Genomic DNA, 24,789 nt, shown 5'->3' with positions numbered 1-24,789 from the left:
CATGGGTGGTCCTCTCAGCGGAATTCGCGTCGTCGACTTTTCCCGCGTGCTCGCAGGTCCGCTGTGCGCGCGGACCTTGCAGGACCTCGGCGCCGAGGTCGTCAAGGTGGAGCCACCAAGCCCGGACGTGTCGCGCTTTGCGTTTCCATCCACCGACGGCATGTCGGGCTATTATGCGCAGCAGAACGCCGGCAAGCGCAACGTCAGCATCAATCTGAACGTACCCGGCGCCTATGATCTGGCGCTGAAGCTCTGCGATAGCGCCGATATCGTGGTGGAGAATTTTCGTGCGGGAACGCTCGGCTTCTTCGGCCTTGACTACGCGACCCTGTCGAAGCGAAATCCGCGGTTGATCTACGCGTCGATCACTGGTTACGGCCAGGGTGGCCCCTGGCGCAGCCGGATGGCTTATGCTCCGACCGTGCAGGCCGAGGCCGGCTTTACCGAGAATAGCGTTCGGCACTATGGCGAGGCCTTGACAGAGCCGCGCACGGACAGTCTGTCGCATGCTGACGTCTATGCTGGATTGGAGGCGGTGATCGCCATCCTCGCGGCACTCCACAGTCGGCAGACAACCGGGCAGGGCCAGTATATTGACGTGGCGATGGCTGCGACCTTGCTTGCGGTCAATGAACGTGCGCATGTCGACCTGTCGGATGAGGACATCGGTGCAGAGCCTGCGGTGCTCGGTGCCACTGATTGCTCCTTCTTCACGGGGCCGCGGGGTGAGCATTTCACCGTCGCCACCAGCATTATCGGCAGCCGTACGTTTCCGTCCTGGCTGCGTGCGATGCGGCGCGCCGATCTGATGGACGACCCACGGTTTTCGAGCGCCGCGGCCCGGCGGCTGAATTTCGGCGCGTTGCATCAGATCATCCAGTCCTGGATGCTGACATTCCCGGATATGGCGACGCTCGACGCACAGTTCGACGAGGCGAAGATCGCGATGGGTGAAATCCGCTCGATCAAGGAGCTGACGAAATCGGACTGGAGCGACTACTGGGGAGCAGTCCAGCTCGTTCCGGATCGCAGCGGCGGCGAATACAGATTGCCCGGCCGGCCCTGGCGCTTCTCTGGGGACGAACTGACGCCGATCGGCACGCCGGCTTTCCAGGGCGAACACAACAAGGAGGTATTCCGCGAACTCGGCGTGAGCGAGGCGGAACTGCAAAGGCTCTCTGAGACCGGGGTACTCGTGACGCACCGTCGCGCCCTCGAGCCGGAAGTTGCGGCCAAACCCACGCAGCCGGCTGGGCAGGCGGCCTGACGATCGAAGAAGGGGAGGCGGACCGCACTTCCCTCCTGCTATAAGTGATCGGGAATCACTGGAGCAAGACTGCGAGATACATCGTGAAGCGCTCTCGTTCCACCAACAAGGAATGCTCGATCGCCCGCGCCATGGAGGTGGTCGGCGACCGCTGGTCGATCCTATTGCTGCGGGAAGCCTATTATGGCACCAAGCGGTTCGACGAGTTTCAACATTATCTCGGCGTCGCGCCGAACATTCTTAGCGCGCGGCTGAAAAAATTCGTCGATCTCGGCATGATGACGCGCGGGCCGCTGCCGGAGCATGGCGGACGATACGAATATGTGTTGACCGAGAAGGGCCGCGATTTTTTCCCGACTTATCTCGCGCTCAAGAAATGGGGCGACGACTGGCTGGCGGAGCCGGCCGGACCGCAGGTGGTTTTCAGGGATCGCACGAGCGGGCAGAAGATCGAATATCCCGCCTTGCTGTCAGCGCGCGGCGAGCCGTTGCAGCTTGAAGACGTCGAGATCGTTGCGGGTTCTGGCGCCGTGCCTTTCAATCAAAAGCGATTTGGTGGGCCACTACCGCATGGAAAGGTCAAACCACGACGTATCAGCCAAGTTCTGCGCAAAGCCGCAACCGATAAAGACAAATAGCGTAACCAGCGAACTGGCAGCGAGCAGCTTTCTCCGGAACAGCGTCATTCACGTGACTTCCAATACACCGGTGAATAGCACAATTGCGCTCGGCGACGGTGTCACGACCAAGTTCAATTTCTCCTTCGTCGGCGTGAATGCCGCTTTTATCGAGGTGATCTTCACGGACGTTGCCGGCACCGAGACGGTGCTGACGGGCGGTGCCGGATCCGCGCAGGATCAGATTGTGCTTAGTGCCCCGGCGGTGGGCGCGACCTGGGGCGTTGGCGGCGTCGTACCATATGCGCCGAACGGCGTGCCGATCGCGGCCGGAAACCTCGCTCACGATGGTCCGCACGCTGCCATTGATCCAAGCGGTGCTGACCAAAAAAATGATTCTAGTGGTTATCCATTGGCTACAAGCGGGCCTTCTTGATTGACCATGAGCAAGTGGCGCGCATTGCGCACCAACGTAGCATTGTACCTAGGGATTTTGTTTTGCAATCAAAGGTTTATCATAAAGTGCGACGTAGATCTTACCGAACGTTCAACGCGCGAGGATATAGCAGGTCGTATGCTGGTGTATTGACGTCTTGAAATGGAAGTTAGCCCCTGCTGCGCCTCTTGTTGGCAAGTGATTGATCTCAGGTCCAACTTTTACGGGTTGAGTGCTACACTGACGTGCAACTTGCGTCCTGGTCGGCGCGGAACGCAATGGCGACATGTTGTTTTGAATTTGAGCTCTTCTGGGGATCGGCGAAAGCTGGATAGCGTTATGCCCTCGTTAGCGGAACTGCCGGAACTAGTCGGTTTCTTCAGCTATTCGCGCGAAGATGACGAAGCGTTTAGAGGTGGACTGTCTGGCCTGCGAGAGGGGATACAGCGCGAACTGAGCGCCCAACTGGGCCGCAGCAAGACGACGCTCCGGCTGTGGCAGGATGTTGCGGCGATTGCCCCAGGCAAGCACTGGGAAGCAGAACTCAAGGCCGCCATCGATGGCTCGTTCTTCTTCATTCCCATTATTTCCCCCAGGTCGGTCAACAGCAAACACTGTCAATTTGAATTCCAATCGTTTCTCGCGCGCGAGAAGGCTATCGGTCGGAACGACCTGGTTTTTCCAATTCTTTACATTTCAGTTCCCGCGCTCGAGAACGAAACCAAGTGGCGGAACGACGTTGTCCTCTCAACCATCGGCAATCGTCAGTATGTAGATTGGCGATCATTGCGCCATCTCGATCCTCACACGACTTTTGTTCGAGAGCAGATCGAGCACCTCTGTCAAAAAATCGTCGAAGCGCTGAATGAGCCTTGGGTGTCGCCTGAAGAGCGCCGACGAATGGAAGAGGCTGAAGCTCGGCGGCAGGCTGAGGAGGAGGCAAGGCGGCAGGAGGCGGAGGCGGAGCACCAACGCCAACTCGAAGAAGCCGAAGCTCGGCGGCAGGCTGAGGAAGAGGCAAGGCGGCAAGAGGCGGAGGCGGAGGCGGAACGCCAACGCCAACTCGAAGAAGCCAAAGCTCGGCAGCAAGCTGATGAGGAGGCAAGGCAGCAGGAGGCGGAGCGTCAACGCCAACTCGAAGAAGTCAAAGATCGGGAGCGCACCGAGGAAGAGCGCAAGCGCAAAGAGAAAGCCAAGCGAGTTACCGACGAGCTAGCGCAGGCCATAGCCTGGGAACGCTCTCAAGAAGAGCAAAGACGCCAGACGGCGGAAACAAAGCGGCCCGCGGACGATAAGCAGCGGCGGGTGGAAGGCGAGGCATGGCGAGCAAAAGCCAAACCACTCGCAGGTGAATCGGAGAAACGAGCAAAAACTAGAGGGCTGGCATTCCAGCCTGGCCCGCGTTGGCGTCTGCCAGCAATCGGTGTGGCAATCGTATTAGTGCTGCTATTGATTGGCGGGCTCAGCTACGTTTTGATGCAGTATACGCAGGGCTTACTGCACGAAGCCGAATTAAAGGCGAAGCTGGAAAGAACAGCGAAAGCGACAGCCCAGGAAGCAGAACGGCCTAAAGTTGACGAAAGCAAGCCATCGTCGAGCGAGCAGACGGTGCCCGCCACTTCACCCGGGGGGCGGCCAAAAATTCCAGATCGCCTCGGTCAACCGTCAGACCAAATCTCGCCCGTCGCCCAGCGCGTGGTGCTCTATGACGAAGACCCGTCGGATCCAGCCGGCAAGCGATATGTCGGCTCGGTGATATGGCGTACCGAACCGGTGAAGGCCTCGGGCAACCAGAAGCCCGACATCGCCGTGCGCGCCGACATCGATATCCCTGATCGCAAGTTCAAGATGACGATGGCGTTCCGCCGCAACACCGATTCATCGCTGCCAGCGAGTCATACCGCGGAATTGACTTTCATCCTACCGCAGGACTTCGCCGGTGGCGGTATCAGCAACGTACCAGGCATCCTTATGAAGTCCCAAGAGCAGGCCCGCGGCACACCGTTGGCTGGACTTGCGGTTAAGGTAACCGAAGGCTTCTTCCTGGTCGGCCTCTCCAACGTCGACGACGACCGTTCGCGTAACCTGCAACTCCTGAAGGAGCGCTCCTGGTTTGACGTGCCGCTGGTCTACACCAACCAGCGCCGCGCCATCATCGCGATCGAAAAAGGCGACACCGGCGAACGGGCCTTCACCGAGGCATTCGCGGCCTGGGGACAGTAGCGCTTTTCTACGGCATCATAGCGCAAACGCTACAAGGCTAACTTAGGATACTTTGTGGGACCCAACGCGTCCCAACAGCGCAACGCCGCCCGCTTATAATTCATGTGGTCGGCGCTGGCTCTAGCCCCAAGGAGGAAATGCAAAATCCCTGGCAAACTAGGAGTCAGCACAGACGGCCGAGAGGTTCATCACCCAATCGGACTAGGCGGACCTGCGATTTTACAATCGGGCTGTAACCCATTGATCTATTTGGCCGCGCCGAGAGGGGTTTTTACAGCTAAGTATCTGCAATAACCCACAAAGGAGCTGATTCTTAATCAGCGGCTTTGTCGGTGCATCCGATGAGTGGGCGACGATAATATTCACCGTCACCCAAGACGGCCTAGCGCCATCGAGCGGGTTGAGGTGCGCGAACTTGCGCACGAACGAAAAGAGCACATATCTGGTGCGGTCGTTGCGCTGGGGGCAAGCAGGATCCAGTAAGATGTTGATCTTCTTGGTGGGCCCGGCAGGACGCGAACCTGCAACCAGACCGTTATGAGCGCGTGGCTCGTAGGTGCAATAGCTGCCTCGTGCAATGCAGCAGTCAAAGCAGCACGCTACTGGTTTCTCAGTGGCGGCCAACCCCGATGACCGAATTGCTGAAATGGGGCAAGTCGATTGACTGATAAGGTTTGGTCGCAAATGGAGTCAGTTGAACGACTGATAAGGTTTCTAACAATACCTTATCAATCGATCTGTGCTGCCAGAAACATCGGCGGCAGTCCGTTCAACCGCGAACAGCCGCGCCCGCTGCTACACTGGTACAAGTGGCGGTGACGCCATTGCGCCACTCACGGAGATCACGGGCGCGGATGTCGCATCTGAATCAGCCGTGGAGGTTGCGTAATTGTCCCATCGGGTCAGATCAAACGTGCTCGCAGTGAGAATTCGGAAATAGAGTGCGCTGTTATTGCGCAATGCCTCCCAAGCATAGGATGGCAGGTTATACGTAGCGCCGGTGAAGCGCGACTTGACTTTCGAATCGTTCCAGGAGGCGTAGAAATTGCTGGCGGTTCGTTGTGCCGGATAGCCAAAACAGTTCGGATCGCTCGTAATCTCGAATGCATAATACGCGTTGGTGCCGGGCTTCACGTTGAACGCGGGACCGTTGTTTCTCGAACGATCATAGGTGTTGGGGCCGGTTACCGCGGGTCCTTGCTGGGCGGTCGGCGGCTTCGCCGGTTGGCCCGTCGCCGAGGTTCGTTCATCGACCACGATCGTCAGTGGCTTCGAGTTGGTGAAGACGTCATCGTCGGCTCCGACCGTAAAATAATTCGGTGTCTGTTCTGGCGGCATCAACGCCAGGATCGCTTGATGGAACTGCGGCAGCGACCCCGTGAAATTGCCGCCGTCCCAGATTGACAGAAGCTTCTCGGTAAAGAGCCCGTTGCTCTGGCCGTCTTGCGATTCCTGATTGTCTTGACAGCCGGAGATCAAGATCACCGAAGCGCTGATCTCGCCACGCTTGCGGGTCCATTGCGCAGCTTCGTACATCGGCATGTCGCGCTCGAAGACATCGAGCGCGATGGCCGGAGGAATTGACCGCTTTCGTATCGCTGCAACGTCGGGTGCGGGGCCGCGCGCACGCGTGTTGGCCGCGCGCCCGTAGACGGACTTGAGATTCTGTAATCCCCGGCCCTGTGGGAAAATTGGAATTGCCTTACGTTTCGACTGCGGCCATCGGATGCCGGTCGGGATGAACAGCTCACGAATGACAGTGCCGCTGTGGCAACTATCCGAATAGACCTCGATGCGCACGTTAGCCGCAAACTGGCCCCACAGATTGTAGAGTTCGTGTCCGAGTACCATGCGGTCGTAAGCCACCCAGGTGTCGTCAAGACCGTTGGGCGAGTCTCCGGTCGTGTCCGGGACCTGGCCGCCGTGACCGGAATAGGAAATGACGCAGGTATCTCCGGACTGCAAATTGTACGCAGCCTGTCCGATGGCTCCGAGAATGGCGTCGGCGGTGGCCTCACCATCAAGAAGCTTTTGCGTCGTGAAACCCTGCGACTGGCAAATCGTCTCCATCGCATTGGCATCGTTGATGCAGCCAGCCAGTGTACCAGCCCAGCCGTTGTACTTCGATGCATCGACGCCGTTCAAACCAATATGTAGAGAAAAGCCCTGACTCATAACATTCTCCTTCCTACAGAAGATCAGCGGTAATCCCGATAACGCTGCCCTTGTTGAGGTCCCAACTGCGCCAGCCGGTCGTGACCGTGCCGCTTGCGCGGGTCTCGACCAGCGCAAACTGCAGCGTCTGATGCGCCAGATACTCGTTGATCGGCAGCGTGAATGAAGCGTCGGCAGTGCTGGCTTCGGCCAGACTGACAGTCTCGATGTGGCTGCTTCCCTCGAGGCGTGCCCGGACGGCAAGCGCAGTCAATTGATGGTTGGAAAAGTTGAGCTGATTGATGAACGTCACGGTGCTGGTGACGTCTTCGACGAACACGTCAAGCTCCTCGATCGAGGTCGCGGCGACCGCGGTGGCGTCGGCAAACGCCCGTGTGGTCGCCGGATCGACCTTCGCGGTAACGGTTGTCCCTGGCGCGAGCGTGGTGTTGACGGCGACCACACTGTTTGTTCCGCTTGGTGTCGACATCACCAGGTCGGTGACGTTCATGGCCTGCTGTGTGCGATTCGTGAGTGTCGCGGTGTCACCTTGCAGCGTCACCGTCACCGGACCGGATTCGGGAGGGCCGACCACATTGCTGTCGACGATCAACGCAGCGTTGACGCTGCTGCCGTCCGGCAGCGTGAAGGTAACGCCGCCCTGAATGCCGCTGCGATCGAGCACGGCGGTAAGAAGCGCGGCATTCGCCAACGGCAGGCTGAGGGTAATGGTGATGGCGTCGAGTACGGTGAGTGCTTGCGGCGTGCCCAATTCGGCTGGCAACGCCCACGAATAGCCGGCCGTGGCCGCAACGAACGGGTCCGTTGGATAGACGATCGTTGGAGTGCTGCCGGACGGCGTCAAGGCGACAAGTTTCGCGCCGAGCCGCACCAACGCCCCGGGAGTGACGTCGGGAATCAGTGTCGTGGTCAAGGCGTACCGATTGTTCGCCGGATCGACATCGAGCAGGCCATACAGCATGATCATCGGCCGGAAGGCTTTGCTGCCGCTTCCGTCGCCGAAACGCCCGACCCGGTACGCTGTCGGCGCGACCATGAACCGCCCTGGCTGTTGCAGCGAGCGAAACACGCGAAACGCCGGATCACGCAACGTGGTGACTTCGTCGAACGCTTTCAGCGCGGTTTCGCCAAGCTTCAGGGAATCCTGGCAGCCGATCGCCGTGACAACCCCGGCGTCATTGCGCTGGAGATAGAAGTTCCCGTAGCTGCTGCACGGCAGCGAAGCGTCGGTGGTCTCCTCGCGGACCACCGAACGGGTCACCAGCGTTCGGTGCGGGCTGGTTGTTGCCGGGATGAGATGCGGCTGAATGTCCGCAGGCGGTATTAGCGTGACGCCAAGGTGTGGAACGGCCGGCGTCGCTGGCGCTCGTCCACCAATCGAAGGGCTCTCGCGGTCGAACTGCACTGAACCCGACGGACTCACGATCTTCAGGTCCTGCCTGACCAGCGTTGGCCCGCGCACCTGCGCCGGAAGATCGTTGACGGTGGCCACCCTGGCAATCTGGTGGACGAGGCCGCCTCCGATCACGTGCAATGCCTGGAAGCTGTCAAAGATGTACTGGTAGGAGGTGAAAGCGTAGGAGACGACGACGCGCGGCGGCTCGCCGGTCCCCGGAAATGCCAGCGACGCATAGGTCAGCCGCACCCAATCGTCGAGCAACGCGACGGTGATCGTGATCTGGTCGCCGGCCTGGGACACCGTCCCGGGAAATCGCTGGGATTGACTCTCGTTGCTACCCGCCCGGCGATACGGGATCTGCAGTGCACATGACAGATTCTGCAACGGAACCGGTTGCAGCCTGCGATCCGGATTGGCCGCGGCGGCGGCGACCGTCTCTGGCGTCATCGCAGCCTTGACGGTGAGCCGCACGGTGGCTGTCAGTCCGGTTCTTGCGGTGCCGTCCGAGCCAAGCACCGAGCCGGTTTTAGCCAGCACAAAGGAAAACGCCGCGCTCGCGGCATTGTCGCTGGCCGCGGGCTTCACCAACGTAAAGGTCGGCGCATACCAGCCGGCCTTCGGGTCGAGCGCATCGGGCCACCAATACGCGGCGACATCGGACACCAGCGGGTAGTTCTGGGTGGGCGTCTGGGTATCATCGAGATGTAGCGGCAGCACGTGCATATCGTTGCCGATGAACGTATGCGCGTGCGCATTGAGAACGATGCCTTGGCTCGTGGCGCCGCCCGCGATCAGTGCGGCTGCCGAGGGCTGCGCGACGTGGCTTGGGGTCATCGCGAACGGCAGGGAGGTAAGCCGGTTGTTCATTGCAACAAGTGGCACCGCCGCCGGCGCCGCCCGCAATGCCGTTTCGCCGCCCGGCAGGTTCTTGCGCAACTCCGGCACCCGGTCCGCGGTGCCGTCGGCATTCACGACCACCAGGGACAAATAAAGGCTGCGATCCAGGCCATCGAGAATCCCGCCAAGCACCAGGTCGAGCGACAAGTCGTCAATCGGCGGGCCGTCGACGATCTCGGTCGCAAGTCGAAGCCGCGACGGCCGTCGGTCGAACGCATAGAGCACGTCCAGCGCAGCCTCCGGCGGCAGGGACGTGGCGATGATGCCCTCGACCCGCGTCCCGAACAGATCGGTTCCGGCATAGCGTGCGCGACTGTCGCGCAGGGAGCACCGGCCGGCACGCACGAACAGCTTCCGGCAGGGTGCGTCGAGCCGCGAGGCGAGGGCGGCGATATCCTGTTCGGGGGTATCGAACGCAATTACCAGCGACAGTGAACCGCATGTCACCAGCGGTGCGATGGAAGCGTCGTCGACCGTCGGCATCCGCGACAGCACCAGCGTCAACGCGACCCGCGGGCGGCCGGCGGTGTCGCGCGCGACTCGCGGATTGCCCGAGAGATGGTCGTAACCATCTCTCGTGCGCCGGACCAGGACCGATGCTGGACCAGGCAGATCAAGCCTGCTCCAGCCGGATGTCGTGCTCGGCGCGACGCGTGATCCAAGGGCAGACATGGTGCCCGCCTACGCCGGTTCGAAGCTCGAAAACACAACCTCGTCCTTTGGAGCCGGCGTGCCCTTCGATGCGCCGCCATCTCCGGGTGCCCCTGCCCAGCCGCCCACTTCGCCATAGCCGCCGGAAGCGGGCGCTCCCTTGCCGGCCGGCGGTGCCGTCGGTTTCAACGTACTGGGCGGAGGTACGACATGATCGGTCGAGGGCGGCGGCGTTGCGGGCGCACCCTGCCCATTTGTCGTTGAGGCGATCGCAGACAATGGGACATCCTTCTTTGTGACGTTGGGATCGTCAGGTGTCGGTACTGTCACCATCAGGCCGCCGCTGCCGCCGGTGGAGATGGGAGTGGTCGTCGACCATTCCTGTCCGTGGGTGAACAGCGTACCCTTGACCACGACCCGAACCGAATACTGGAACTTCGGCACGAAGTTCTTCTGCCCGGTGTAAACCAGCCAATAGCGCGGCACATTCTGATCCGCGAACTTGAAGGTGAACTTGACCGGGTCGCGGTCATTGCCGTCGTCGCGCTTGCCGAGCGCCTGCATCGTCACTTCGACGTATTGGGTGTCGTCGGTCAGATTGGCGCCAAGCAGGATCGGCCCGACCGAGAGTGTGCCAGCCTCTTCGACGCGGATTTCGACGGCGATTGTGTTGTCGGGCGTTCCGAGGGGGTTTGGATCGAGGTCGACGATGTCTTTCTCGACCTGCACGCGTGCGTAGGGATTCTCGAATTCGCTCGGCGGCTCGGTAAAGTGAATCTGCCGCTTCAGGAACATCTTGTCCGGCTCCCAGCCCGCCGGCGGATGGGCAACGTCGCTCTTCTGCTTCATGAATGTCGCGGTATCGAAATGAGCGTCCGGCCCGTCGGACGGACTGAAGACGTGTCCATCCCATTGCAGGGCGCCGTCAGCGTTGGGGTAACCAACTTGACAGGACAGGAATGCGATGGGCTCGCCCACCCATTTCTGCGTCGGGTCCGGCCAGTTCACCACCGGCTTGAAGACGCGCGCGACCTTGCGGTCCCAGTCGCCGATATCGACCGTAAGGAAATATACTTTGTCCTTGGCGGGATTGGCCCGGATTTCGTCCGCCACGCCGTCGAGCGTGCCGCCGACTTGATAATTCTGCAGGTAGGCGATCTCCTTGGTCTCGTGATACTCTAAGTCGAGGTTGGTGCGCTGCTCGCGCAATTTGAACGCGGCGCCGCCGCCGAAGCCGAGAAAGCCGCCGCTGGCTTGTGCCGGCTGTTCGTTGAACGGCGCCGGGTCAAAGATCACCTGCTTCGCCAGATCCATAAACTTCTGGAAGATAAGGTCGCTTCGCTTGTCCATGTATTCCTGCAGCTTATCCGCTCCAGGCAGTGACTGGTCGACGAATGTATGGACCTCGATGTCGCCGGATTCGCGGAGGCTGTCGTATTGGGCTTGAATGTCAGCACTCCAGAACAGACCGCCGGCGTGCGCGGCGCCCGAGAAGTGATCCTGAATTCTTGACCAATGACCGGTGATATCGATCGTCATCAACGGACTGACCACCCGGACCATCATGTTCTGCGTCACGTTCATCACGCCGGTGCCGAGATTATGAAAGCCGCTATAAGCGACTGCCGCCGGAATACTGCCGAGCAGGGCGCTGTAAGCCTTCTCTGCGCCCGGATCGATGGTGCCGGGGCCTTGCCCTGACAGCTTCACGAACATCGGGTCAATGTTGGTGCCACGATAGCTCTGCGGCACCGTGCGGGGCATAGCTCCCGCTGGTAGATAGGAGCGGCTGAGCCCGATCGTCGGTGGCGCTCCTGCGATTGGGCTCTTGCTCGACATCACGGCCGGAATGCCGCGGCTGTCGCCCGGCAAGGTATTGGAGAGCACGCACTGATTGCTGACGATGGGAATGAAAGTGAACCAAGGCTTTTGATTCGAGGTGTATCGCCACAACGGATTGTCGTGACCGCGAACCTGATCGATCAGCGCCGCATGGGCATCGGCCAACACGTTGTCCGGCGGTGCAGCGGTCGTCGCAAAATTGATCAGCCCGCCTGCCACCTCGTTGTCGGAGCTGGTTTCGCCCACAGTTGTGCCGCTCGATCGCACGCCGGCGAAGTGGATCATGCTGAACTTGTAGTCTCCGTTGGGCTTTCGCGCGAGATTGACCTGCTCGGGTAGCCAGTAATACACAGGCGCTTGTCCGGCTGCCTGCAGCTGCTGGTTGTGCGCATCAACCCAATAGCTGATACGCCACCCAGATTTCGTCACGACCTGATTGCCGACTGCGAAAAGTGGTCCAACTGGCGTTACCATAATATGCTCCGCTTGGTTGCGGCGAGCGACGGCTACCAGAGAGAGGTGTCTAAACCGCCTCGCCGTATGGAATGTGCCTGGTGCTTCCCAGAAGGGCAGTACTTATGAGATGTGGTTTACGCTTGGTCTCTCAGCGCTGCGAAGACGCGACAGTCCGGTCGAAATTGCAGTAAGCACCACGAGAACGTTCAAGAAGTTCTTAGGGTCGACAATTGCGATGCGCAGCTTGGCGCCATCATCAACAAGCAACGGAAACAATAGAAGTATTGATTGAGTTGTTAGTCTTGCATATCTCCCTCAAGCCAATACTGGCTTTCGGAATGGATGAGACTTTTTACAAGTTCTTGATCCTTGCCCCAGCATGCTAGACCCGCTGTGGTCGTTCAGTTGTGATATCATTCACCGATTTGGCGACGATCTGAGGAACTGGTAAACAGTTCCTGCTTCTATTCGTTTCACTTCGCCAAGCATGGTACTTACATTTGAATTTTCTCTTGAGCTAAATCTGCTGAGCGAGAAACGCAAGTTGGCCGGCCGCTGGATCATCACGACGGTTTCGATCAATGGCGACTTCTGATCCAGCTCAGACATTTTCTGGAGACGAACCTGAACTCTGCTGTTGGGCTGCAAACATTCGTTGTCAGGTCGAATTGAGCCCGTTCGTTCCTGACAAGGGAAGGAAGAAAACGAAATCGGTTCGGAGACTGATAAGAGAATTGCACATACCTTATCAGTCTCACGAGAAGCTCGATATTGGGCAGCAGATCCCAAGGCGGCAGATGAGTCGGGGCGTACACGGAGCGCCTGCAGAGCCGTGGTTATCAAGTTGATAGGCGTACCCACTAAGATCGATCGTTGCGAAAGTGCTGCGGAGTATGCGGATGCCAACCGCCGGCTGGACCGACCAGTGTCAGCACGCGCCTGGGCGACGTTGAACGATCGTTGTCGGCGTGAACGCGTAAACCGCATGGCCATCCTGGTTGTACATCGTCCATTTCATATTCACTGTGCCCTGCGGCTTGCTCTTCGACGGCGCGAGGCTTTCGACCTCACCTTCCAGATGCAGGACATCGCCGGGACGCACCGGGGCCAGCCAACGTACCCCACCTCCGATCCCGATGATTGGATGATCGCCGAACGGGCGACTTTCGACCAACAACCGCATCGCAATTGCGGCGGTGTGCCATCCGGATGCCGCAAGGCCCTTGAAGAAGGTCTTGGCGGCGGCTTCTTCATCCAGATGCATCGGTTGTGGATCGAATTCTGCTGCAAAGCGCTTGATGTCTGGCGCGGTGATCTGGGCCTCGCCAGTCTTGAATTGCATCCCGACAGCGAGATCGTCAAACCATTCGATCATGGTTGAGCCTCCTCCTTCCAATTGCCGACCTTGGCCGCTCCCGCGCATGTCGGGCGAACGTTGCACGAGCGTAACGCGGCAGTTTCGATTCATCCGCTTGCACATCCAATGCACGACTTACCTGATGTGCTGCCCAGACGGCGCCTTTCGAGGTACCTCCGAGACGCACTGGAATGTCTGCTATTCTTCCGAACCGCGCGTCCAAATCTCTTCGAAAGCAAATCGTCTATCTCTCGAATATATTCCCAGCGCCTTCATTCCGGTGAAGGAAATTAGCGGACGATCGTACCCTAATTCCTCTCTCAAAACTGATCGCTGCCCAGACGGGACCTCGTCGAAGGCACTTGCCAACTCATAGTTGCCGATCGGATCGCTTACGGAGGAAATCGATCGGAACAGGACCGCGCCTGTTGTTGCTATGGCCGCATTGTCCTCGCCACTCTGAACCCAAGTGTATCGAACTGAACCTTCCTGCGACGTTTGAACCGGATAGGTGCGCGGATGAGTTCGATCTCGTTGTGCCAAGACCCTCCTCGAATGACGCGGTAGGTCGCGTCACCGCCTTCGAGCCATGCTGAGCCATCCGCCGGCGCGCCGCCGTAACTGTCGTGCCAAATATCTTCCACCCATTCCCAGACATTGCCTTCCATGTCGTGGATGCCAAAGGCGTTCGGTCGAAATGATCCAACTACGGCGGCTTGCAGTGACCAACCGCCGCCGCATCCGTTGCAGTTGGCGTTCCCAGTTCCGGGCTGATCTCCCCATGCGCAGCGCGTATTTGAACCGGCGCGCGCCGCGTACTCCCATTCGGCTTCTGTTAAAAGGCGATACTCTTTCTTGTGACACTCGAGAGCCAAGCCACGTACAGCTTGGCATCGTTCCAACTCACGTTGATCACGGGCATGCTTCCTCGGCCCCACGCGTCCTGGGCTCGTGAGCACGCTGCAGCTGCACGCAAGCATCCCATTGATCAAAGGTTATCTCATACTTGGAAACTGCAAACCGCTCGGCGATCGAGACTTCGTGCTGAGTACCTTCGCCAGCAGTCCGATCTACGTCAGTCTCCGACGAGCCCATCGTGAATTGGCCCGTGGGGACTGCCACCATAAGGGGACAAGTAACTTGGCACTCTCTGAACTCAGAACCGCGGGGGTCGGCTGCGCGCTCCTTCGCCACGGTGAGCAACGAAGCCAACGGTCGCCCCCTTCCTGCTTCCGCCGAAGCCTCCGTCTCGACCGAGCTGTAGGTCTCAAAGCAGAGGAGAACGGACAGGACGCAAGAAGACGCCTTCTGGATGCTCGTTCTCGAAGCCAGGCTATGGACAGCTTGCGAGGAAAGTTCAGCTCCGAACATGATCGTACTTGATAGCCGGCTTTGGGAGCTTTGCTCCGGAGCGCGGCGAGCTGTGGCTTGATGAAGCCCGGCATTTCTGGGGAGTTCGCACGCTTAACCATACGCAACTCGAAAATAGCTAAAGCAAATTAAGGTCCGTATAGTCAGCCTTATTTAGGTGGTCTTATGCTGGACGATGAATTTAATAAACAGCGGGCAATTTTGGTCCGCGACCTCGCTGATCGCGCGGATGATCCCTTCATCAAGCAGCGGCTGCTGGCGCTTGTTGCTCGCTATGAGGGGCCGGCTGCGGCCAAGCCTGTGACGCCTGTGTTCATAGGCAAGCAACGTGTTTCTGAAAACGGGCGCCGCTGATCGGGGTTTGTCGATTTGCCTAGGCAAGCTCTGGGAGGTCCGCATTGCCCTCAAACGCAGACATCAAATATGCCTGAGTAAATGTCTGTTTGGGCCAATAAGCGACATCGGCGGGTGAGAGAAATGAAAGAGGCCCACCGACTGAGGGGGCCTCGGCCTAAGGATCTTAAGCGCCTGGACCGCGCTGGCTCTGCTCGCCCTGGCAACAGGGTCTTTATTTTGTGGTCTGCGGATATATATCCGGACTAGATTTTAACACCTCATTGTTTGTTGATCACTGACGCTGCGGGACGCGCTGATGTAATCGGATCAGCGTGCCGATGGACAAGCTTCCAGGCGCCGCTCTCCAAGCGAAACAGACTGGTCACACGGAGTGCAAGAGGGACGGTTTCACTCGCGCCGCCGACTTTGGCGCGCCCCCGCTCCACTTCGACCACGCACGCAAGATCACCAGACACGTACTTCGCTACGAGTTCAAGACCTGTGACCTCTCCATCACGGTAATTCGAAGCGGCGGCTGTTACTGTTTCCTCAACCTTGCTTCGGCCGCGAACGAACGGTCCAAAAGGATTGCCCAGAGTTACGTCATCCTGATTAGAGAACAGAGCTTTGTACAAGCTGGGGTCGCCCTTCAAAATTGCTCCTAAAGCCGCGTGGCTTTGTTGGATCGCACTATCGACTTCTTGCGCATTTATTCCACCAAGTGGAGCGGCACTAAATACAGCGCCCGCGAGCATTGATACTGCTATCACATAACGGTTTGTCACGAGGATCCTCCCATAGACTTGCCGATGATCTGGATAGAAATAGTATCATTGACTTGAAGCCACTCACAGGGTGGTTCGGCCGTGCTTCCAATCCTGCCAGCGAGGGAAGCTGGCTGGGGAAGTTGAGAAGAATTGGCCCGCGATGTCTCAGTTGGGGCAATCTCGACATTCTTTCCAATGGCAAGCCACGTCCGATCTGTCCCCAACTTCAGACATACCGCTCCACTGCGCCAACCGACGCGATGGGCCAAGATCAGTCGTCCGCACGCCACTTTCTACCGACCCCTACTAGGCCGACCGCGTTTCGGTTATGCTCGGGATCAAGCCAACCGGGAGGTAAGAAAGCCATGATGCGACGGTTTCTCTCGCGACGGGCCACGCTTGCGGCGGTAATAGAGTGTTCGTTCCTGTTAGTTCTTGGAGCTGCAGCACCCCCCGCCCATGCCGCCGAAGTCAAGGTTATGAGCACGGTCGCGCTCACCCCTACACTCGACGAGCTCACGCCGAGGTACGGGAGCAGCAGCAGCAACAAGCTAATGGTCGTCTACAGCACGATTGCGGATCTGAAGAAGCGGATCGAGGCGGGCGAAACCGCAGATGTGATGATCCTGTCGCGCCCTGTCCTCGAGGGTCTGCAGAGTCAGGGCAAGGTTGCCCCGGGTAGCATCGTCAACGTGGGGAGCTCTTATGTCGCCATCGGGGTACGTACGGGTGCGCCCAAGCCGGATATCAGCACGGCGGAGAAACTGAAGAGTGCGCTTCTTGCCGCCCAATCGATCTCCTACGCTGATCCAGCGAAGGGCGGTGCTAGTGGCGTCTATTTCGCCAAGGTCATCGATCGTCTCGGCATCGCCGATCAGGTGAAATCGAAGACCGTCCTGGTGCCGGGTGCTCAAGCGGGCGAACTCGTCGCGAAGGGCGAGGTCGAAATGGGGATCGCACAGGCCTCGGAAATTGCCGCGGTGCCGGGGGCTCAGGTGGTCGGCCCTCTGCCCGGTGATTTGAACAGTGCGATAGTCTTCGCGGTCGGCATCGGAGCCGAGAGCAAGGATCCGGCAGCGGCCAAATCGCTGATCGAGCGCCTCACCAGTCCGACCAGCGCTGCGGTGCTCAAGTCCAAGGGCATGGATCCGGCCTAGACCCGTTCTCGCTTCGCTTGGGGTCAACGAGAACAGAACCGCTTCACGGTAACCCGACAGTCCGAGACTACGACGACTGCCGCAGGTCCGGAATGGGGTCATCCCGCGTCGGTTCAGCCCCGCCGCGATGACTTCCGGTCAACCCTGGTGAGCCGACATCTTCCGCGCCGGTCGGCACGTCTCAAGAGGGCCACAAGCGATCCTCAGCCTCAGCTTGTGAGCAGAAGGGGAATATGATAACCCTCGCAGCTCGGGCCTTCGACAACCGCCCGACAAGCTCTCGAGCCAAGCGTTGTTTCGCTCCACTACGGAGGTGAAACATGTCTTGCAGCAACATAGCGCGAGCTTCATCCGATACGTCCCACGCAGCTTTACCCGCTTTTCCGGATATTAGATGGTTCTGGCAATTTCCGCTCGCGCAGTTGGCCCGAATAGCACTGTGGTTAGAGCGACGCCACCAATACAGCGAGCTTCTCGAATTAGACGATCGGCTGCTCAAAGACATTGGCGTATCAAGGACGGACGCTGAAGAAGCACGAAGGTCGTCCTGGTATTTAGACGCTTGGCGCGATAGCCGATGAGTGTCCATCATCCTCATTGGTTGGCCGCGGAAGAAACCGGCGCGCGGCCCATCCACTGAGGGCGGCCTGCGCGGTCTCAGCCACGTCACGGTAGAAGTCGAAATCTTCCCCAGAGCGGCTAAAAGATCAGGACAGCACCCGAAACCAGCAGTAACGCCAGCACGATTTTGCGGAACGTGGCCTCGTTGATCCGACCGTAGAGCTTGGGGCCGAGCCACGTTCCTGCAAACAGCGCAGGCAGCCCGATCAAAAACAGTTTGAAAGTGTCCCGCGCGACAGCCCCTTTCGCGCCGATCCACAGAGTGGTCATCAGGAAAACCGTCACCGCGACCGGCTGGAAGACCGTGCGTTGCGCGTCCTTCGACCAACCACGCAGGCCGCACCAGATGGTGACTAGGATTCCCGCCAATCCTGTTATGCCGCCCAGCACGCCGTTGAGAAAACCAGCGCCGGCGTCGGCTGCAGCGGCGCCCTTCACAGGGGCGATCGTGGGGCGAAACCACGCGTAAAGACTGTATGCGACGAGGAAGGCGCCGATTATGCCCCACTCGGAATCCTAACGGCGCAATGAAGCGGAATTGGCGATACACGCCCTAGTCAGACGCCTCCCGTTTGCTCTTCACCCATTTTGCGTTCAGCTCATGCAAGTCGGAATACGTATACTTGTTCCTGTCCGCTTTGCGAGGAATTCGAGCACCGGCTTTGCGTCACTGTAATTATTGGTGAGCGTATCACCCCAATATGAATAGCAGACCTCCGGGTCCAAGACTTCTTCACGAATGCCGACGGCGACCAGTTCGTGAACGTTCAGATACTTTCGTATTGAGAGATAGTGCTTGCGCGTCTGCTCGTCTGAGCTGGTGCAGAAGGTTTCTGCATTAGACGCCGCCTTCAGCGCCGCGATGCCATTGTGGAAGTAGTCATACGCTGTCAGCATCTTTTCGTCTGTTTCCGTTTTGAGAAACAGATCGAACGCCGCGCGACGACGTGCGATGCTTCGCTGGGATTGAATTGAGTGAAACGCTAATAGTCCGGCGGCCGCCGCAATGAACGCGGTCACCCACTGCGGAACGCTTCCGTAGTCTAGAGCCATCATACCTCCAATATTTCTGGCAGCACCTCAAACTGTGCACTCCAGTCCGACCCCTTCATTGCGCAGACGAAGGGATCGCACAAGGTGTGGCGTATCTGGCCCGCACGCCTACCGGGTTTCGGCAACGATGATGAACGGAGCGACAGCACCGTAGTCATACGGCTGCGCGACGGCATGCTGTGGCGCTAACCTCGTCACCTCCTTCCGCCAAGGTGGTCTCCAAAGCGCGTGCCTAAGCAGGACGCTGAACATTACTGTCAGAAAGCCGCTGAATGTGACAGCGAGGCGGCCAAGGCCACGACTCCGAGCGCGAAAGAAGCCTGGTTGCAGGCAGCCGAGGAGTGGAGAAAACTTGCACAAGCGGCAGAGGAGAAAGCGCGCCGGTCTTAGAGGCCAGCAAGTCTGCCATCCCTCTTGGGATCGCTCAGTTTGCGAATGTAATAGCGTTGGCTCTGAACCGCCTGCCTGATCTCATCGCTGACCCTGATGACCCTCTTCTTGCTCTTGCGCCATTTGCCTTGGGCACCAATGACCGGCATCGGAAATCCCCTTTTCACAACGAGCAGATCACGCCTGACGTTCAAATACACTTCGACCATATAGTTCCCCAATGCCTGAAGTATGGTGGTTAGATCAAAGCGCCGTTGCGACGAAGTTCGAGGGAGAGATGGCATCGACGAACTGACGCGTGTAGAAATCGACCTTGCGAGCCGTGCCTTCATCCATGCCCTTGATGTCCCTGACAGTCGAAAGGATCGACTTGGCGGCAACGAGATAGCTCTCCTTGACGTAGTTGAAGACCGCGTTCTCGGTCCAATCCGGGTGTTTGAATCGCTTGTCCGACGGCTTTTCGGGTTCGGAAGGACGAGTTGTCCATATGCGCTCCGCGGTTTTCTGCCAAAGCGCGACGCTCTCGTTGAAGCGGTCGATCTGGGCCTTCGCGGCCGGGGTAGGGTCGGACATCATGCTCGTCATGAGGTCGATGAAGTCGAATCCGAGCGTCGAGGTGTCTCCCCTGCCGATCCTGGCGGCGTCGGTCTGGCTCACGGCAAAGCGCTGCATGAGCGATTGGCTCTGCTTCGCTATCGCGTGCAATTGGCCTGCGATGACGAGGGGGTTCCAAGTCGGTGGTTGTGTCGATCGATCTGCCATGGCTCCCTCCCTTGGCGTTTTTCGAAAGACTAACACCGGGAAATCTAAGACAACGAGGCAATCAGGATCCATCGATCGCAATATGCTCTCCTGGGCGGCGCGCCATTGTCTGCGCGGATCCGGGTTTGCGTCGCACGAAGGAGACGAACGCGTGGAGCACTTACGCCGCCGCTCTCCAGGGAAAGGCCTAGCGCGCGAGGCGGCTGGGCATTCTGTCTCCCTGCCGTGGTAGTGCGCGTCTCCAAGCCATCTGGTCTGAATAAAGGTATGAAAATCCGGCGACCGCGCCTGACATCTTTCTCCAATGAGCCAAACCTCGCCCCGCAAGCGGGGCGAGGTGGTGAGGCTCAGGTGCCCTCGAACTTGAACGATACGTTGAGCTTGGCGCGATAGGCTTCTACTTTTCCCTTTTCATCCAGTTGCATATCGAGTTTGACGACCTCGGCAACGCGGAGATCTCGCAGAGATTTTGCAGCTTGCTCGACCGCATTCGTGGCGGCCTTTTCCCAGGAGTCGTTGCTGGTACCGATCAGCTCTATGACCTTGTAGACGCTCTCAGGCATGTCGTCCTCCCGTTCAGTGTGAAGCAGGGAGCAGGTGCACCCTGCCGTTGTCGAGCCTAGCATCAAGATATCGGCGACGATACGACCCACATGACTTCAGGGACGTCGTCCGGAGCCGAGAAGGGGCGGACACCGGCCTGTCGAGAACGTCCGATCAACGTCCGTACGAGGCGTCGATCGTGCTTGACGCCAGAGGCACACCGGATGTTTTCGTCTCTCTCGGAGGCGCAATATGATGAAGTCTCTGAGTGCCTCGATATCGCAGGGCTTGCGCAGCCTATTGCAAGTCGAATAACGACAGCCTTGCGATCCCGATAGTTCGTCACATGTGCCACAAGAGCATGCTCCGAATGGGCTATGCTTTCGTGCTGTCGCCGCGCTCTGGAATGTTGAGTGTCAACATCGCATATTCAGCGGCATGACGATCAAGACGCCTCACTTTCAGCCCGAAAAGACAAGGAATGGTCGCTGGTTTGTGGCGGTACTGGCAATGGACCGGATTCTCGCATCGGAGACTTCGATACGGAAGCCGATGCGGAGCGTTGGATCGCCACCAAGGCGAAATATTGGCCGGGTAAAGAGGGCTGAGACGCTGGCTCCCGGAATTCTGGAGACCATTACCTTCTCGGCCGCGGACGAACAGATGCGACCCTGACTCAAATGGGTCAGACGCAAACGAATGGCTGCGTTGCAGCGCGAAGCTGGGGTAGGCTCATTTACGTTTCTGTTTCGTCGGCTGCGACGAGATTGCCTGATCCTTGTCGAAAACGTCGTCAACAAACGCGGCGCCGCCGCGGCAAGGGCCGATCAAATCGACGGACGGCGTCGTGAAGCGTACGGGTGCTCAATCACGTGACGCGATCGCGAATCCTCGCTTGATCGCGATTTGAAAAGCAGTCTTGGGATCATTCACCACGTTGTCAGCCGCGCTAAAGCCCGGCGACCGACCGCCAATCGAAGCCAGTCATAGGCCTGCGCCAGCAGAGTAGCGTTGTAGGTACGCCGTTCGAACCTGCGTCGACAACGCCTCCAAAAGTGCTCCGATCAGAACGGCCATATGTAACATCTCAAGGGTGCTCCACGAGTTGCCATGACACGATTGATCTAAGTCGGACGCGCTCGATCCTCCACTCGTCACCGGCATTGCGAACAACGAGCGCAGAGTAATCAGGGAAAGGCGCCCGGCATGGGCGCCAGATTGCCGACGTACCGGTTGACGACCCGAAACAGGTTCAGGATCGCGGCTTGGTTCGTCGTGACCCTGTATAGATTGCACATCTTCGCTCAAACATGCGGCTTTCCGCTTTGTCGTCGAGTACTTTGTCGGCTGTGCGGCCTTCGGCCAATGCTTGCACGGCCTCGACGACTCGTCGACGCGCCTCTCTTTCTTTGATCGAGCGATATGCTCCCAGCAGTCGGAATATTTCTGCGGCGTCTCGGGCGAACTGTTCCTTCGACAAAATAAAGCCCCGAGACTCAACGCCGAATGCATGCTGTCGAGTGGCGGCTCCATCGATCGTACTCGCCGCATATCCCCTGAGCACGAGCGGTAGCCGCGACAGTGAAGGCAACTAAACTCACACTGATACCAAGCATTGAGCGCACCATGCTTCGTGTTCCCTGCAATTACTTTCTACAGAATCGAAATAGTATGGGAGCCGCAAGCGGCGCCGCATGGGCAAAGGTAGTAGCGTGCCGGCAGCAATTGAGTATCTCAGTAGACGAACTTCGGAAAGGTCGTAACGTTGAGGATGGAGGCTTGCCGCCGGTACAGCCTCCAAAGCCCCGGGAGCCCCAGCTCCCCCTGAGCTAGGGCTTGCTATGTCACTTACAGCCGCATTTTCAAGTAAGATGGACAGCGTCGAGTACAGCCCCATAAGTTCAGCGATAATTGCCTTCGCCGTCGGCCTGGGCGCTCTTCTGTTGGGATGAAGTGAGGTCGCGGCTTTTTGTCCGGATTGTCGAAACTTCCGCAGATGCTTTGCGTCGGATCAAAAGTCCTGTGCAGCCGACGATCACTAGCAGTGCCCCGGCGATCAGCAGCCAATGCGGCAATTGCAATGACAGCAACAAGTCCTTTGCCATCTTTCACTCCAGGACGTCGTACTCGAATGCCACGCCCTCGGGGTCGTTTTCTTCGAACCATTTTTCAGCGGCCTCGATTGTCGCGAAGACCTTGATGTGGTCCTCGTCGCCGACCTTCTTAGCGGTGTCTGTGTGGATCCAAACAGTGTTCATCGCATCAGCTCGAAGAGTTCTTTGACCTCGCTTAACCGTAACTTGATGCCCGCCGGCATATGCTCGAGGCAGCCTATGCCTGGTGCCGACGGCGATCCAGTCGCGCCGGCTGCCATCCTGCTCGGCGTGACACGCGCGCAGGTCCGCGGCAAACTGGCGCGCGACTCCTGGTGGAATATCGATCGGCTTTCGCGTGATGCGCATGGCCCAAAGCTAACGCACAACAACGCCGCCAAGCTTAAAATACTCGCTGGCGGCGCTGGTCTCGCCCCGGGACAAAATCCCGACATGTAGGAGTCAGCACGAAGCGTGCCATCGTTCATGTCTCAAACGGATTACTACCGTCGGAGTATGCGGAGGCAGCTTATGCGAACAGATGATCTGTCACGGGTTCTTCCCCACGACTCATAAATTTCAACATCCCGATCGCGAAACGCTCTTCTGATAAGCGCCGTTCGATGAAGTGTGTCTCGACGTCGCTAAGTTTGGTGCGCAGCAAGCCTTGGTAACGCTCAATGTTTTGCTCGTGCACGCGCAACATTGCAATCTTTCGGTCTTCCATATACGCCCCCTGTGTCTTGGAGGCGCTTTCGCGCCGGTACCGTGATCACTTACATGTAAGAATCGACACCACGATGACTGTCACCTCGCGGCGACCGTCAAATTCGGAGTATGTGTACATCGGGGATTTTCACGAAAACAGTAATGCAGCCGATAGAGGCTCCGCAACTAAATTAATTGTAGCAGCACTATTCTTTTGAAAGAGGCTGCCAGCAGCGTATCTGCCCGGACTGCAATGGAACGGGCTCCCAACCGGTTACGCAGCAGGCAAAGCCGGGCCACAAAATCTATCCAGCTCGAATGCAAGACCTGTGATGGCAAGGGCAGGATCACAGAGGACAACTGAGGCGGGCCTTGCTTCTGACCCAGCACTTTACCGGTCTTGCAGTTGACAAAGTGGCTTAGGCCGCAGCCTTCGCATTCGACCTGTTGATAATCGTCGCGGGTTTCGCGCGCATTCGGCACCTCTTCCATCCGGCACTGAGCGTTCAGGCCGGAGGTCGGGCACTACCGTGCTCGCCGGTCTTGGCCTGATTTATGCTTCGAGATAGCCGACATGGAGGAAGCGCAATGAGGCGGGACCTTTTGGCTATCTGCGGCGGAATACTCGTGACCGGCGCTATCGCTTGGACCTTTTGGGGCAATCCGGTGAACGTGCCGCATATGCACGGGCTCCAGACGATGGCGGCGGATCGAGACTTGAGATTCGTCTCCCAGCGAAGTCCATATATGCGGGACGAGCGTTAGAGCCGTCATCGCTCTCCCGGCGACCAAGTCGACGGCAGGTGGATGGCCGAAATCCTGTTGGTTCGCAATGCCACCAGGTGGGGACTGCACTTGAACGGATGGCCTTGCCGGCACGAGCATTCCTGGCATCGCATGTAGCGCTCGGGCTCGTGGATCGGCGTCCACTTTGGACGCCGCACGATATCCAGTGCGACCGTCTGATGGGTCTCGCAGCCGAGGCACTTCACCTCGGGGCAGCGATAGCCGGCGTTTAAGGCGTGCCCGAGTGCAGGTGAGGGATGGGCTGGCCCTTGGAACGCAAGCATGCGGGCGTTCCACGCCTGGCAGGTTACGGCGTCGGCATCCAGACGCGCTTCCTTGGCCCGCTCGGCCAGATGCCGGACGGTGACGCTGAACGTGTACTCCCGAGATTTCGAGCCCATGCGATCAGAAAGCAGGACTCTAAACTGCGCAGCAAATTGTCAATTGGTTGAGGTGCGGAACGGGGCGGCCCTACTACGCATCGCGGCTGTGGATCGAGGCGGCTAAGTTTGGCCGAAACCGCCCGCAAGCTGAGCGAGCCATCTAGGGCGATCCGCGTGATGAGCCTTGGTGATGTCGTCCGGCAACGTCGTCGCCGGGGCTCTCACGAGCCTTCAATGGGTGTGGATCGCGTCGTAAGCGTGAGCGCCAAAGATGACGGTGCTTACAAACAGCAGACTGATGATCGCGATTTCCATCATGAAACTTCCCCTTATCATTTTGGGGGTGTTATCAACGAGTGTTTCCGGGCGGTTTCGCCAGGTGGTGAAAACGGTTTCGCGGGCCGCGGGCCTGACGCGTCGCTAAGCGCAGGCGATCGGCTGTACCGGGCCTTGTAAGGCGAGCATGCTATCGGAAACTCATCCGCGCTTGGCGTCCAGC

At 58.7% G+C, this 24,789-nt stretch carries 27 protein-coding genes and 1 pseudogene; 10 read left to right on the top strand and 18 right to left on the bottom strand.

Annotated elements, in window-relative coordinates; all coding sequences use genetic code 11:
* The first annotated feature begins 1 nt into the window (after position 1).
* The 4 genes from AC066Y_RS28830 to AC066Y_RS28815 all read left to right on the top strand — a co-directional run bounded on the left by AC066Y_RS28830 (position 2) and on the right by AC066Y_RS28815 (position 4,543).
* Entirely contained in the window at positions 2-1,267 is a 1,266-nt protein-coding gene (locus tag AC066Y_RS28830) for a CaiB/BaiF CoA transferase family protein (RefSeq protein ID WP_478276818.1), read from the top strand.
* Between the two features lie 83 nt (positions 1,268-1,350).
* Positions 1,351-1,905, top strand: a complete 555-nt coding sequence (locus AC066Y_RS28825) for a winged helix-turn-helix transcriptional regulator (RefSeq protein WP_478276817.1) — start codon at positions 1,351-1,353, stop codon at positions 1,903-1,905.
* A 52-nt stretch (positions 1,906-1,957) separates the two neighbouring features.
* A complete protein-coding gene (locus AC066Y_RS28820; protein ID WP_478276816.1) occupies positions 1,958-2,320 on the top strand; it encodes a hypothetical protein in 363 nt (120 codons plus the stop codon).
* A gap of 339 nt (positions 2,321-2,659) precedes the next feature.
* Positions 2,660-4,543, top strand: a complete 1,884-nt coding sequence (locus AC066Y_RS28815; protein WP_478276815.1) for a toll/interleukin-1 receptor domain-containing protein — start codon at positions 2,660-2,662, stop codon at positions 4,541-4,543.
* Between the two features lie 795 nt (positions 4,544-5,338).
* Here AC066Y_RS28815 and AC066Y_RS28810 read toward each other — a convergent pair.
* The 6 genes from AC066Y_RS28810 to AC066Y_RS28785 all read right to left on the bottom strand — a co-directional run bounded on the left by AC066Y_RS28810 (position 5,339) and on the right by AC066Y_RS28785 (position 14,445).
* Entirely contained in the window at positions 5,339-6,718 is a 1,380-nt protein-coding gene (locus tag AC066Y_RS28810; protein ID WP_478276814.1) for a caspase family protein, read from the bottom strand.
* Positions 6,719-6,731: 13 nt separating this feature from the next.
* Complete coding sequence (locus AC066Y_RS28805; protein WP_478276813.1) at positions 6,732-9,686, bottom strand: hypothetical protein; 2,955 nt, start codon at positions 9,684-9,686, stop codon at positions 6,732-6,734.
* Positions 9,687-9,695: 9 nt separating this feature from the next.
* Positions 9,696-11,792 carry a hypothetical protein gene (locus AC066Y_RS28800; protein WP_478276812.1) on the bottom strand — a complete coding sequence of 699 codons (2,097 nt, stop codon included), beginning with the start codon at positions 11,790-11,792 and terminating at the stop codon, positions 9,696-9,698.
* A gap of 1,099 nt (positions 11,793-12,891) precedes the next feature.
* Complete coding sequence (locus AC066Y_RS28795; protein WP_478276811.1) at positions 12,892-13,338, bottom strand: MaoC family dehydratase; 447 nt, start codon at positions 13,336-13,338, stop codon at positions 12,892-12,894.
* Positions 13,339-13,754: 416 nt separating this feature from the next.
* Entirely contained in the window at positions 13,755-14,300 is a 546-nt protein-coding gene (locus tag AC066Y_RS28790) for a formylglycine-generating enzyme family protein (RefSeq protein WP_478276899.1), read from the bottom strand.
* Positions 14,233-14,445 carry an SUMF1/EgtB/PvdO family nonheme iron enzyme gene (locus tag AC066Y_RS28785; protein WP_478276898.1) on the bottom strand — a complete coding sequence of 71 codons (213 nt, stop codon included), beginning with the start codon at positions 14,443-14,445 and terminating at the stop codon, positions 14,233-14,235. The genes AC066Y_RS28790 and AC066Y_RS28785 overlap by 68 nt, the downstream gene beginning before the upstream one ends.
* Positions 14,446-14,856: 411 nt before the next feature.
* On the opposite strand from AC066Y_RS28785, the gene AC066Y_RS28780 reads away from it, so the two are divergent.
* Positions 14,857-15,045, top strand: a complete 189-nt coding sequence (locus AC066Y_RS28780) for a hypothetical protein (RefSeq protein ID WP_478276810.1) — start codon at positions 14,857-14,859, stop codon at positions 15,043-15,045.
* Positions 15,046-15,305: 260 nt separating this feature from the next.
* Here AC066Y_RS28780 and AC066Y_RS28775 read toward each other — a convergent pair whose 3' ends face one another.
* Positions 15,306-15,812, bottom strand: coding sequence for a YybH family protein (locus AC066Y_RS28775; protein WP_478276809.1), 507 nt, complete (start codon positions 15,810-15,812; stop codon positions 15,306-15,308).
* 461 nt (positions 15,813-16,273) lie between these two features.
* Between AC066Y_RS28775 and AC066Y_RS28770 the strand changes: the two genes are divergently transcribed.
* Together AC066Y_RS28770 and AC066Y_RS28765 are read left to right on the top strand one after the other, a co-directional pair.
* Positions 16,274-16,951, top strand: a complete 678-nt coding sequence (locus tag AC066Y_RS28770; protein ID WP_478276808.1) for a molybdate ABC transporter substrate-binding protein — start codon at positions 16,274-16,276, stop codon at positions 16,949-16,951.
* A gap of 320 nt (positions 16,952-17,271) precedes the next feature.
* A complete protein-coding gene (locus AC066Y_RS28765) occupies positions 17,272-17,532 on the top strand; it encodes a YjiS-like domain-containing protein (protein ID WP_478276807.1) in 261 nt (86 codons plus the stop codon).
* Positions 17,533-17,650: 118 nt separating this feature from the next.
* On the opposite strand, the gene AC066Y_RS28760 is transcribed toward AC066Y_RS28765, so the two are convergent.
* The 5 genes from AC066Y_RS28760 to AC066Y_RS28740 form a co-directional block, all read right to left on the bottom strand.
* A complete protein-coding gene (locus AC066Y_RS28760; RefSeq protein WP_478276897.1) occupies positions 17,651-18,070 on the bottom strand; it encodes a TSUP family transporter in 420 nt (139 codons plus the stop codon).
* A 96-nt stretch (positions 18,071-18,166) separates the two neighbouring features.
* Complete coding sequence (locus tag AC066Y_RS28755; protein WP_478276806.1) at positions 18,167-18,625, bottom strand: DUF4760 domain-containing protein; 459 nt, start codon at positions 18,623-18,625, stop codon at positions 18,167-18,169.
* 386 nt (positions 18,626-19,011) lie between these two features.
* Complete coding sequence (locus AC066Y_RS28750; protein ID WP_478276805.1) at positions 19,012-19,224, bottom strand: hypothetical protein; 213 nt, start codon at positions 19,222-19,224, stop codon at positions 19,012-19,014.
* A gap of 34 nt (positions 19,225-19,258) precedes the next feature.
* On the bottom strand, positions 19,259-19,849 hold the full coding sequence (locus tag AC066Y_RS28745; RefSeq protein WP_478276804.1) for a hypothetical protein: 591 nt from the start codon (positions 19,847-19,849) through the stop codon (positions 19,259-19,261).
* A 275-nt stretch (positions 19,850-20,124) separates the two neighbouring features.
* Complete coding sequence (locus AC066Y_RS28740) at positions 20,125-20,340, bottom strand: dodecin family protein (protein WP_092126770.1); 216 nt, start codon at positions 20,338-20,340, stop codon at positions 20,125-20,127.
* A 393-nt stretch (positions 20,341-20,733) separates the two neighbouring features.
* On the opposite strand from AC066Y_RS28740, the gene AC066Y_RS28735 reads away from it, so the two are divergent.
* Positions 20,734-20,928 (top strand): hypothetical protein, encoded by a 195-nt coding sequence (locus tag AC066Y_RS28735; protein ID WP_478276803.1) that lies wholly within the window; start codon positions 20,734-20,736, stop codon positions 20,926-20,928.
* Positions 20,929-21,473: 545 nt separating this feature from the next.
* Here the strand turns inward: AC066Y_RS28735 and AC066Y_RS28730 are convergent.
* The 3 genes and pseudogenes from AC066Y_RS28730 to AC066Y_RS28720 all read right to left on the bottom strand — a co-directional run.
* Positions 21,474-21,618, bottom strand: a pseudogene (locus tag AC066Y_RS28730) (SOS response-associated peptidase); the annotation flags it as partial.
* A gap of 603 nt (positions 21,619-22,221) precedes the next feature.
* Complete coding sequence (locus AC066Y_RS28725) at positions 22,222-22,425, bottom strand: hypothetical protein (RefSeq protein WP_478276802.1); 204 nt, start codon at positions 22,423-22,425, stop codon at positions 22,222-22,224.
* A gap of 3 nt (positions 22,426-22,428) precedes the next feature.
* Positions 22,429-22,578 carry a hypothetical protein gene (locus tag AC066Y_RS28720; protein ID WP_478276801.1) on the bottom strand — a complete coding sequence of 50 codons (150 nt, stop codon included), beginning with the start codon at positions 22,576-22,578 and terminating at the stop codon, positions 22,429-22,431.
* 75 nt (positions 22,579-22,653) lie between these two features.
* Here AC066Y_RS28720 and AC066Y_RS28715 point away from each other — a divergent pair, with 75 nt between their 5' ends.
* Positions 22,654-22,872, top strand: a complete 219-nt coding sequence (locus tag AC066Y_RS28715) for a hypothetical protein (RefSeq protein ID WP_478276800.1) — start codon at positions 22,654-22,656, stop codon at positions 22,870-22,872.
* A 70-nt stretch (positions 22,873-22,942) separates the two neighbouring features.
* On the opposite strand, the gene AC066Y_RS28710 is transcribed toward AC066Y_RS28715, so the two are convergent.
* The 3 genes from AC066Y_RS28710 to AC066Y_RS28700 all read right to left on the bottom strand — a co-directional run bounded on the left by AC066Y_RS28710 (position 22,943) and on the right by AC066Y_RS28700 (position 24,308).
* Positions 22,943-23,140 (bottom strand): hypothetical protein, encoded by a 198-nt coding sequence (locus AC066Y_RS28710; RefSeq protein ID WP_478276799.1) that lies wholly within the window; start codon positions 23,138-23,140, stop codon positions 22,943-22,945.
* Positions 23,141-23,307: 167 nt separating this feature from the next.
* Positions 23,308-23,613 (bottom strand): hypothetical protein, encoded by a 306-nt coding sequence (locus AC066Y_RS28705; RefSeq protein ID WP_478276798.1) that lies wholly within the window; start codon positions 23,611-23,613, stop codon positions 23,308-23,310.
* A 278-nt stretch (positions 23,614-23,891) separates the two neighbouring features.
* Positions 23,892-24,308 (bottom strand): hypothetical protein, encoded by a 417-nt coding sequence (locus AC066Y_RS28700; protein WP_478276797.1) that lies wholly within the window; start codon positions 24,306-24,308, stop codon positions 23,892-23,894.
* A gap of 108 nt (positions 24,309-24,416) precedes the next feature.
* On the opposite strand from AC066Y_RS28700, the gene AC066Y_RS28695 reads away from it, so the two are divergent.
* Positions 24,417-24,746, top strand: coding sequence for a hypothetical protein (locus tag AC066Y_RS28695; protein ID WP_478276796.1), 330 nt, complete (start codon positions 24,417-24,419; stop codon positions 24,744-24,746).
* Positions 24,747-24,789 lie beyond the last annotated feature (43 nt).

It is taken from the genome of Bradyrhizobium sp. USDA3010, from assembly GCF_056429065.1.
This window is presented reverse-complemented; position numbering and strand designations above follow the sequence as displayed.

Excerpts from the sequence above, each read along its gene's own strand:
- AC066Y_RS28830 (WP_478276818.1), top strand. The coding sequence starts at position 2 with ATGGGTGGTCCTCTCAGCGGAATTCGCGTCGTCGACTTTTCCCGCGTG.
- AC066Y_RS28815 (WP_478276815.1), top strand. The coding sequence starts at position 2,660 with ATGCCCTCGTTAGCGGAACTGCCGGAACTAGTCGGTTTCTTCAGCTAT.
- AC066Y_RS28810 (WP_478276814.1), bottom strand. The coding sequence starts at position 6,718 with ATGAGTCAGGGCTTTTCTCTACATATTGGTTTGAACGGCGTCGATGCA.
- AC066Y_RS28805 (WP_478276813.1), bottom strand. The coding sequence starts at position 9,686 with ATGTCTGCCCTTGGATCACGCGTCGCGCCGAGCACGACATCCGGCTGG.
- AC066Y_RS28800 (WP_478276812.1), bottom strand. The coding sequence starts at position 11,792 with ATGATCCACTTCGCCGGCGTGCGATCGAGCGGCACAACTGTGGGCGAA.
- AC066Y_RS28795 (WP_478276811.1), bottom strand. The coding sequence starts at position 13,338 with ATGATCGAATGGTTTGACGATCTCGCTGTCGGGATGCAATTCAAGACT.
- AC066Y_RS28790 (WP_478276899.1), bottom strand. The coding sequence starts at position 14,300 with ATGCTTGCGTGCAGCTGCAGCGTGCTCACGAGCCCAGGACGCGTGGGG.
- AC066Y_RS28785 (WP_478276898.1), bottom strand. The coding sequence starts at position 14,445 with ATGGTGGCAGTCCCCACGGGCCAATTCACGATGGGCTCGTCGGAGACT.
- AC066Y_RS28780 (WP_478276810.1), top strand. The coding sequence starts at position 14,857 with ATGCTGGACGATGAATTTAATAAACAGCGGGCAATTTTGGTCCGCGAC.
- AC066Y_RS28770 (WP_478276808.1), top strand. The coding sequence starts at position 16,274 with ATGAGCACGGTCGCGCTCACCCCTACACTCGACGAGCTCACGCCGAGG.
- AC066Y_RS28765 (WP_478276807.1), top strand. The coding sequence starts at position 17,272 with ATGTCTTGCAGCAACATAGCGCGAGCTTCATCCGATACGTCCCACGCA.
- AC066Y_RS28755 (WP_478276806.1), bottom strand. The coding sequence starts at position 18,625 with ATGGCTCTAGACTACGGAAGCGTTCCGCAGTGGGTGACCGCGTTCATT.
- AC066Y_RS28750 (WP_478276805.1), bottom strand. The coding sequence starts at position 19,224 with ATGGTCGAAGTGTATTTGAACGTCAGGCGTGATCTGCTCGTTGTGAAA.
- AC066Y_RS28745 (WP_478276804.1), bottom strand. The coding sequence starts at position 19,849 with ATGGATCCTGATTGCCTCGTTGTCTTAGATTTCCCGGTGTTAGTCTTT.
- AC066Y_RS28740 (WP_092126770.1), bottom strand. The coding sequence starts at position 20,340 with ATGCCTGAGAGCGTCTACAAGGTCATAGAGCTGATCGGTACCAGCAAC.
- AC066Y_RS28725 (WP_478276802.1), bottom strand. The coding sequence starts at position 22,425 with ATGGCAAAGGACTTGTTGCTGTCATTGCAATTGCCGCATTGGCTGCTG.
- AC066Y_RS28720 (WP_478276801.1), bottom strand. The coding sequence starts at position 22,578 with ATGAACACTGTTTGGATCCACACAGACACCGCTAAGAAGGTCGGCGAC.
- AC066Y_RS28715 (WP_478276800.1), top strand. The coding sequence starts at position 22,654 with ATGCCTGGTGCCGACGGCGATCCAGTCGCGCCGGCTGCCATCCTGCTC.
- AC066Y_RS28710 (WP_478276799.1), bottom strand. The coding sequence starts at position 23,140 with ATGGAAGACCGAAAGATTGCAATGTTGCGCGTGCACGAGCAAAACATT.
- AC066Y_RS28705 (WP_478276798.1), bottom strand. The coding sequence starts at position 23,613 with ATGGAAGAGGTGCCGAATGCGCGCGAAACCCGCGACGATTATCAACAG.
- AC066Y_RS28700 (WP_478276797.1), bottom strand. The coding sequence starts at position 24,308 with ATGGGCTCGAAATCTCGGGAGTACACGTTCAGCGTCACCGTCCGGCAT.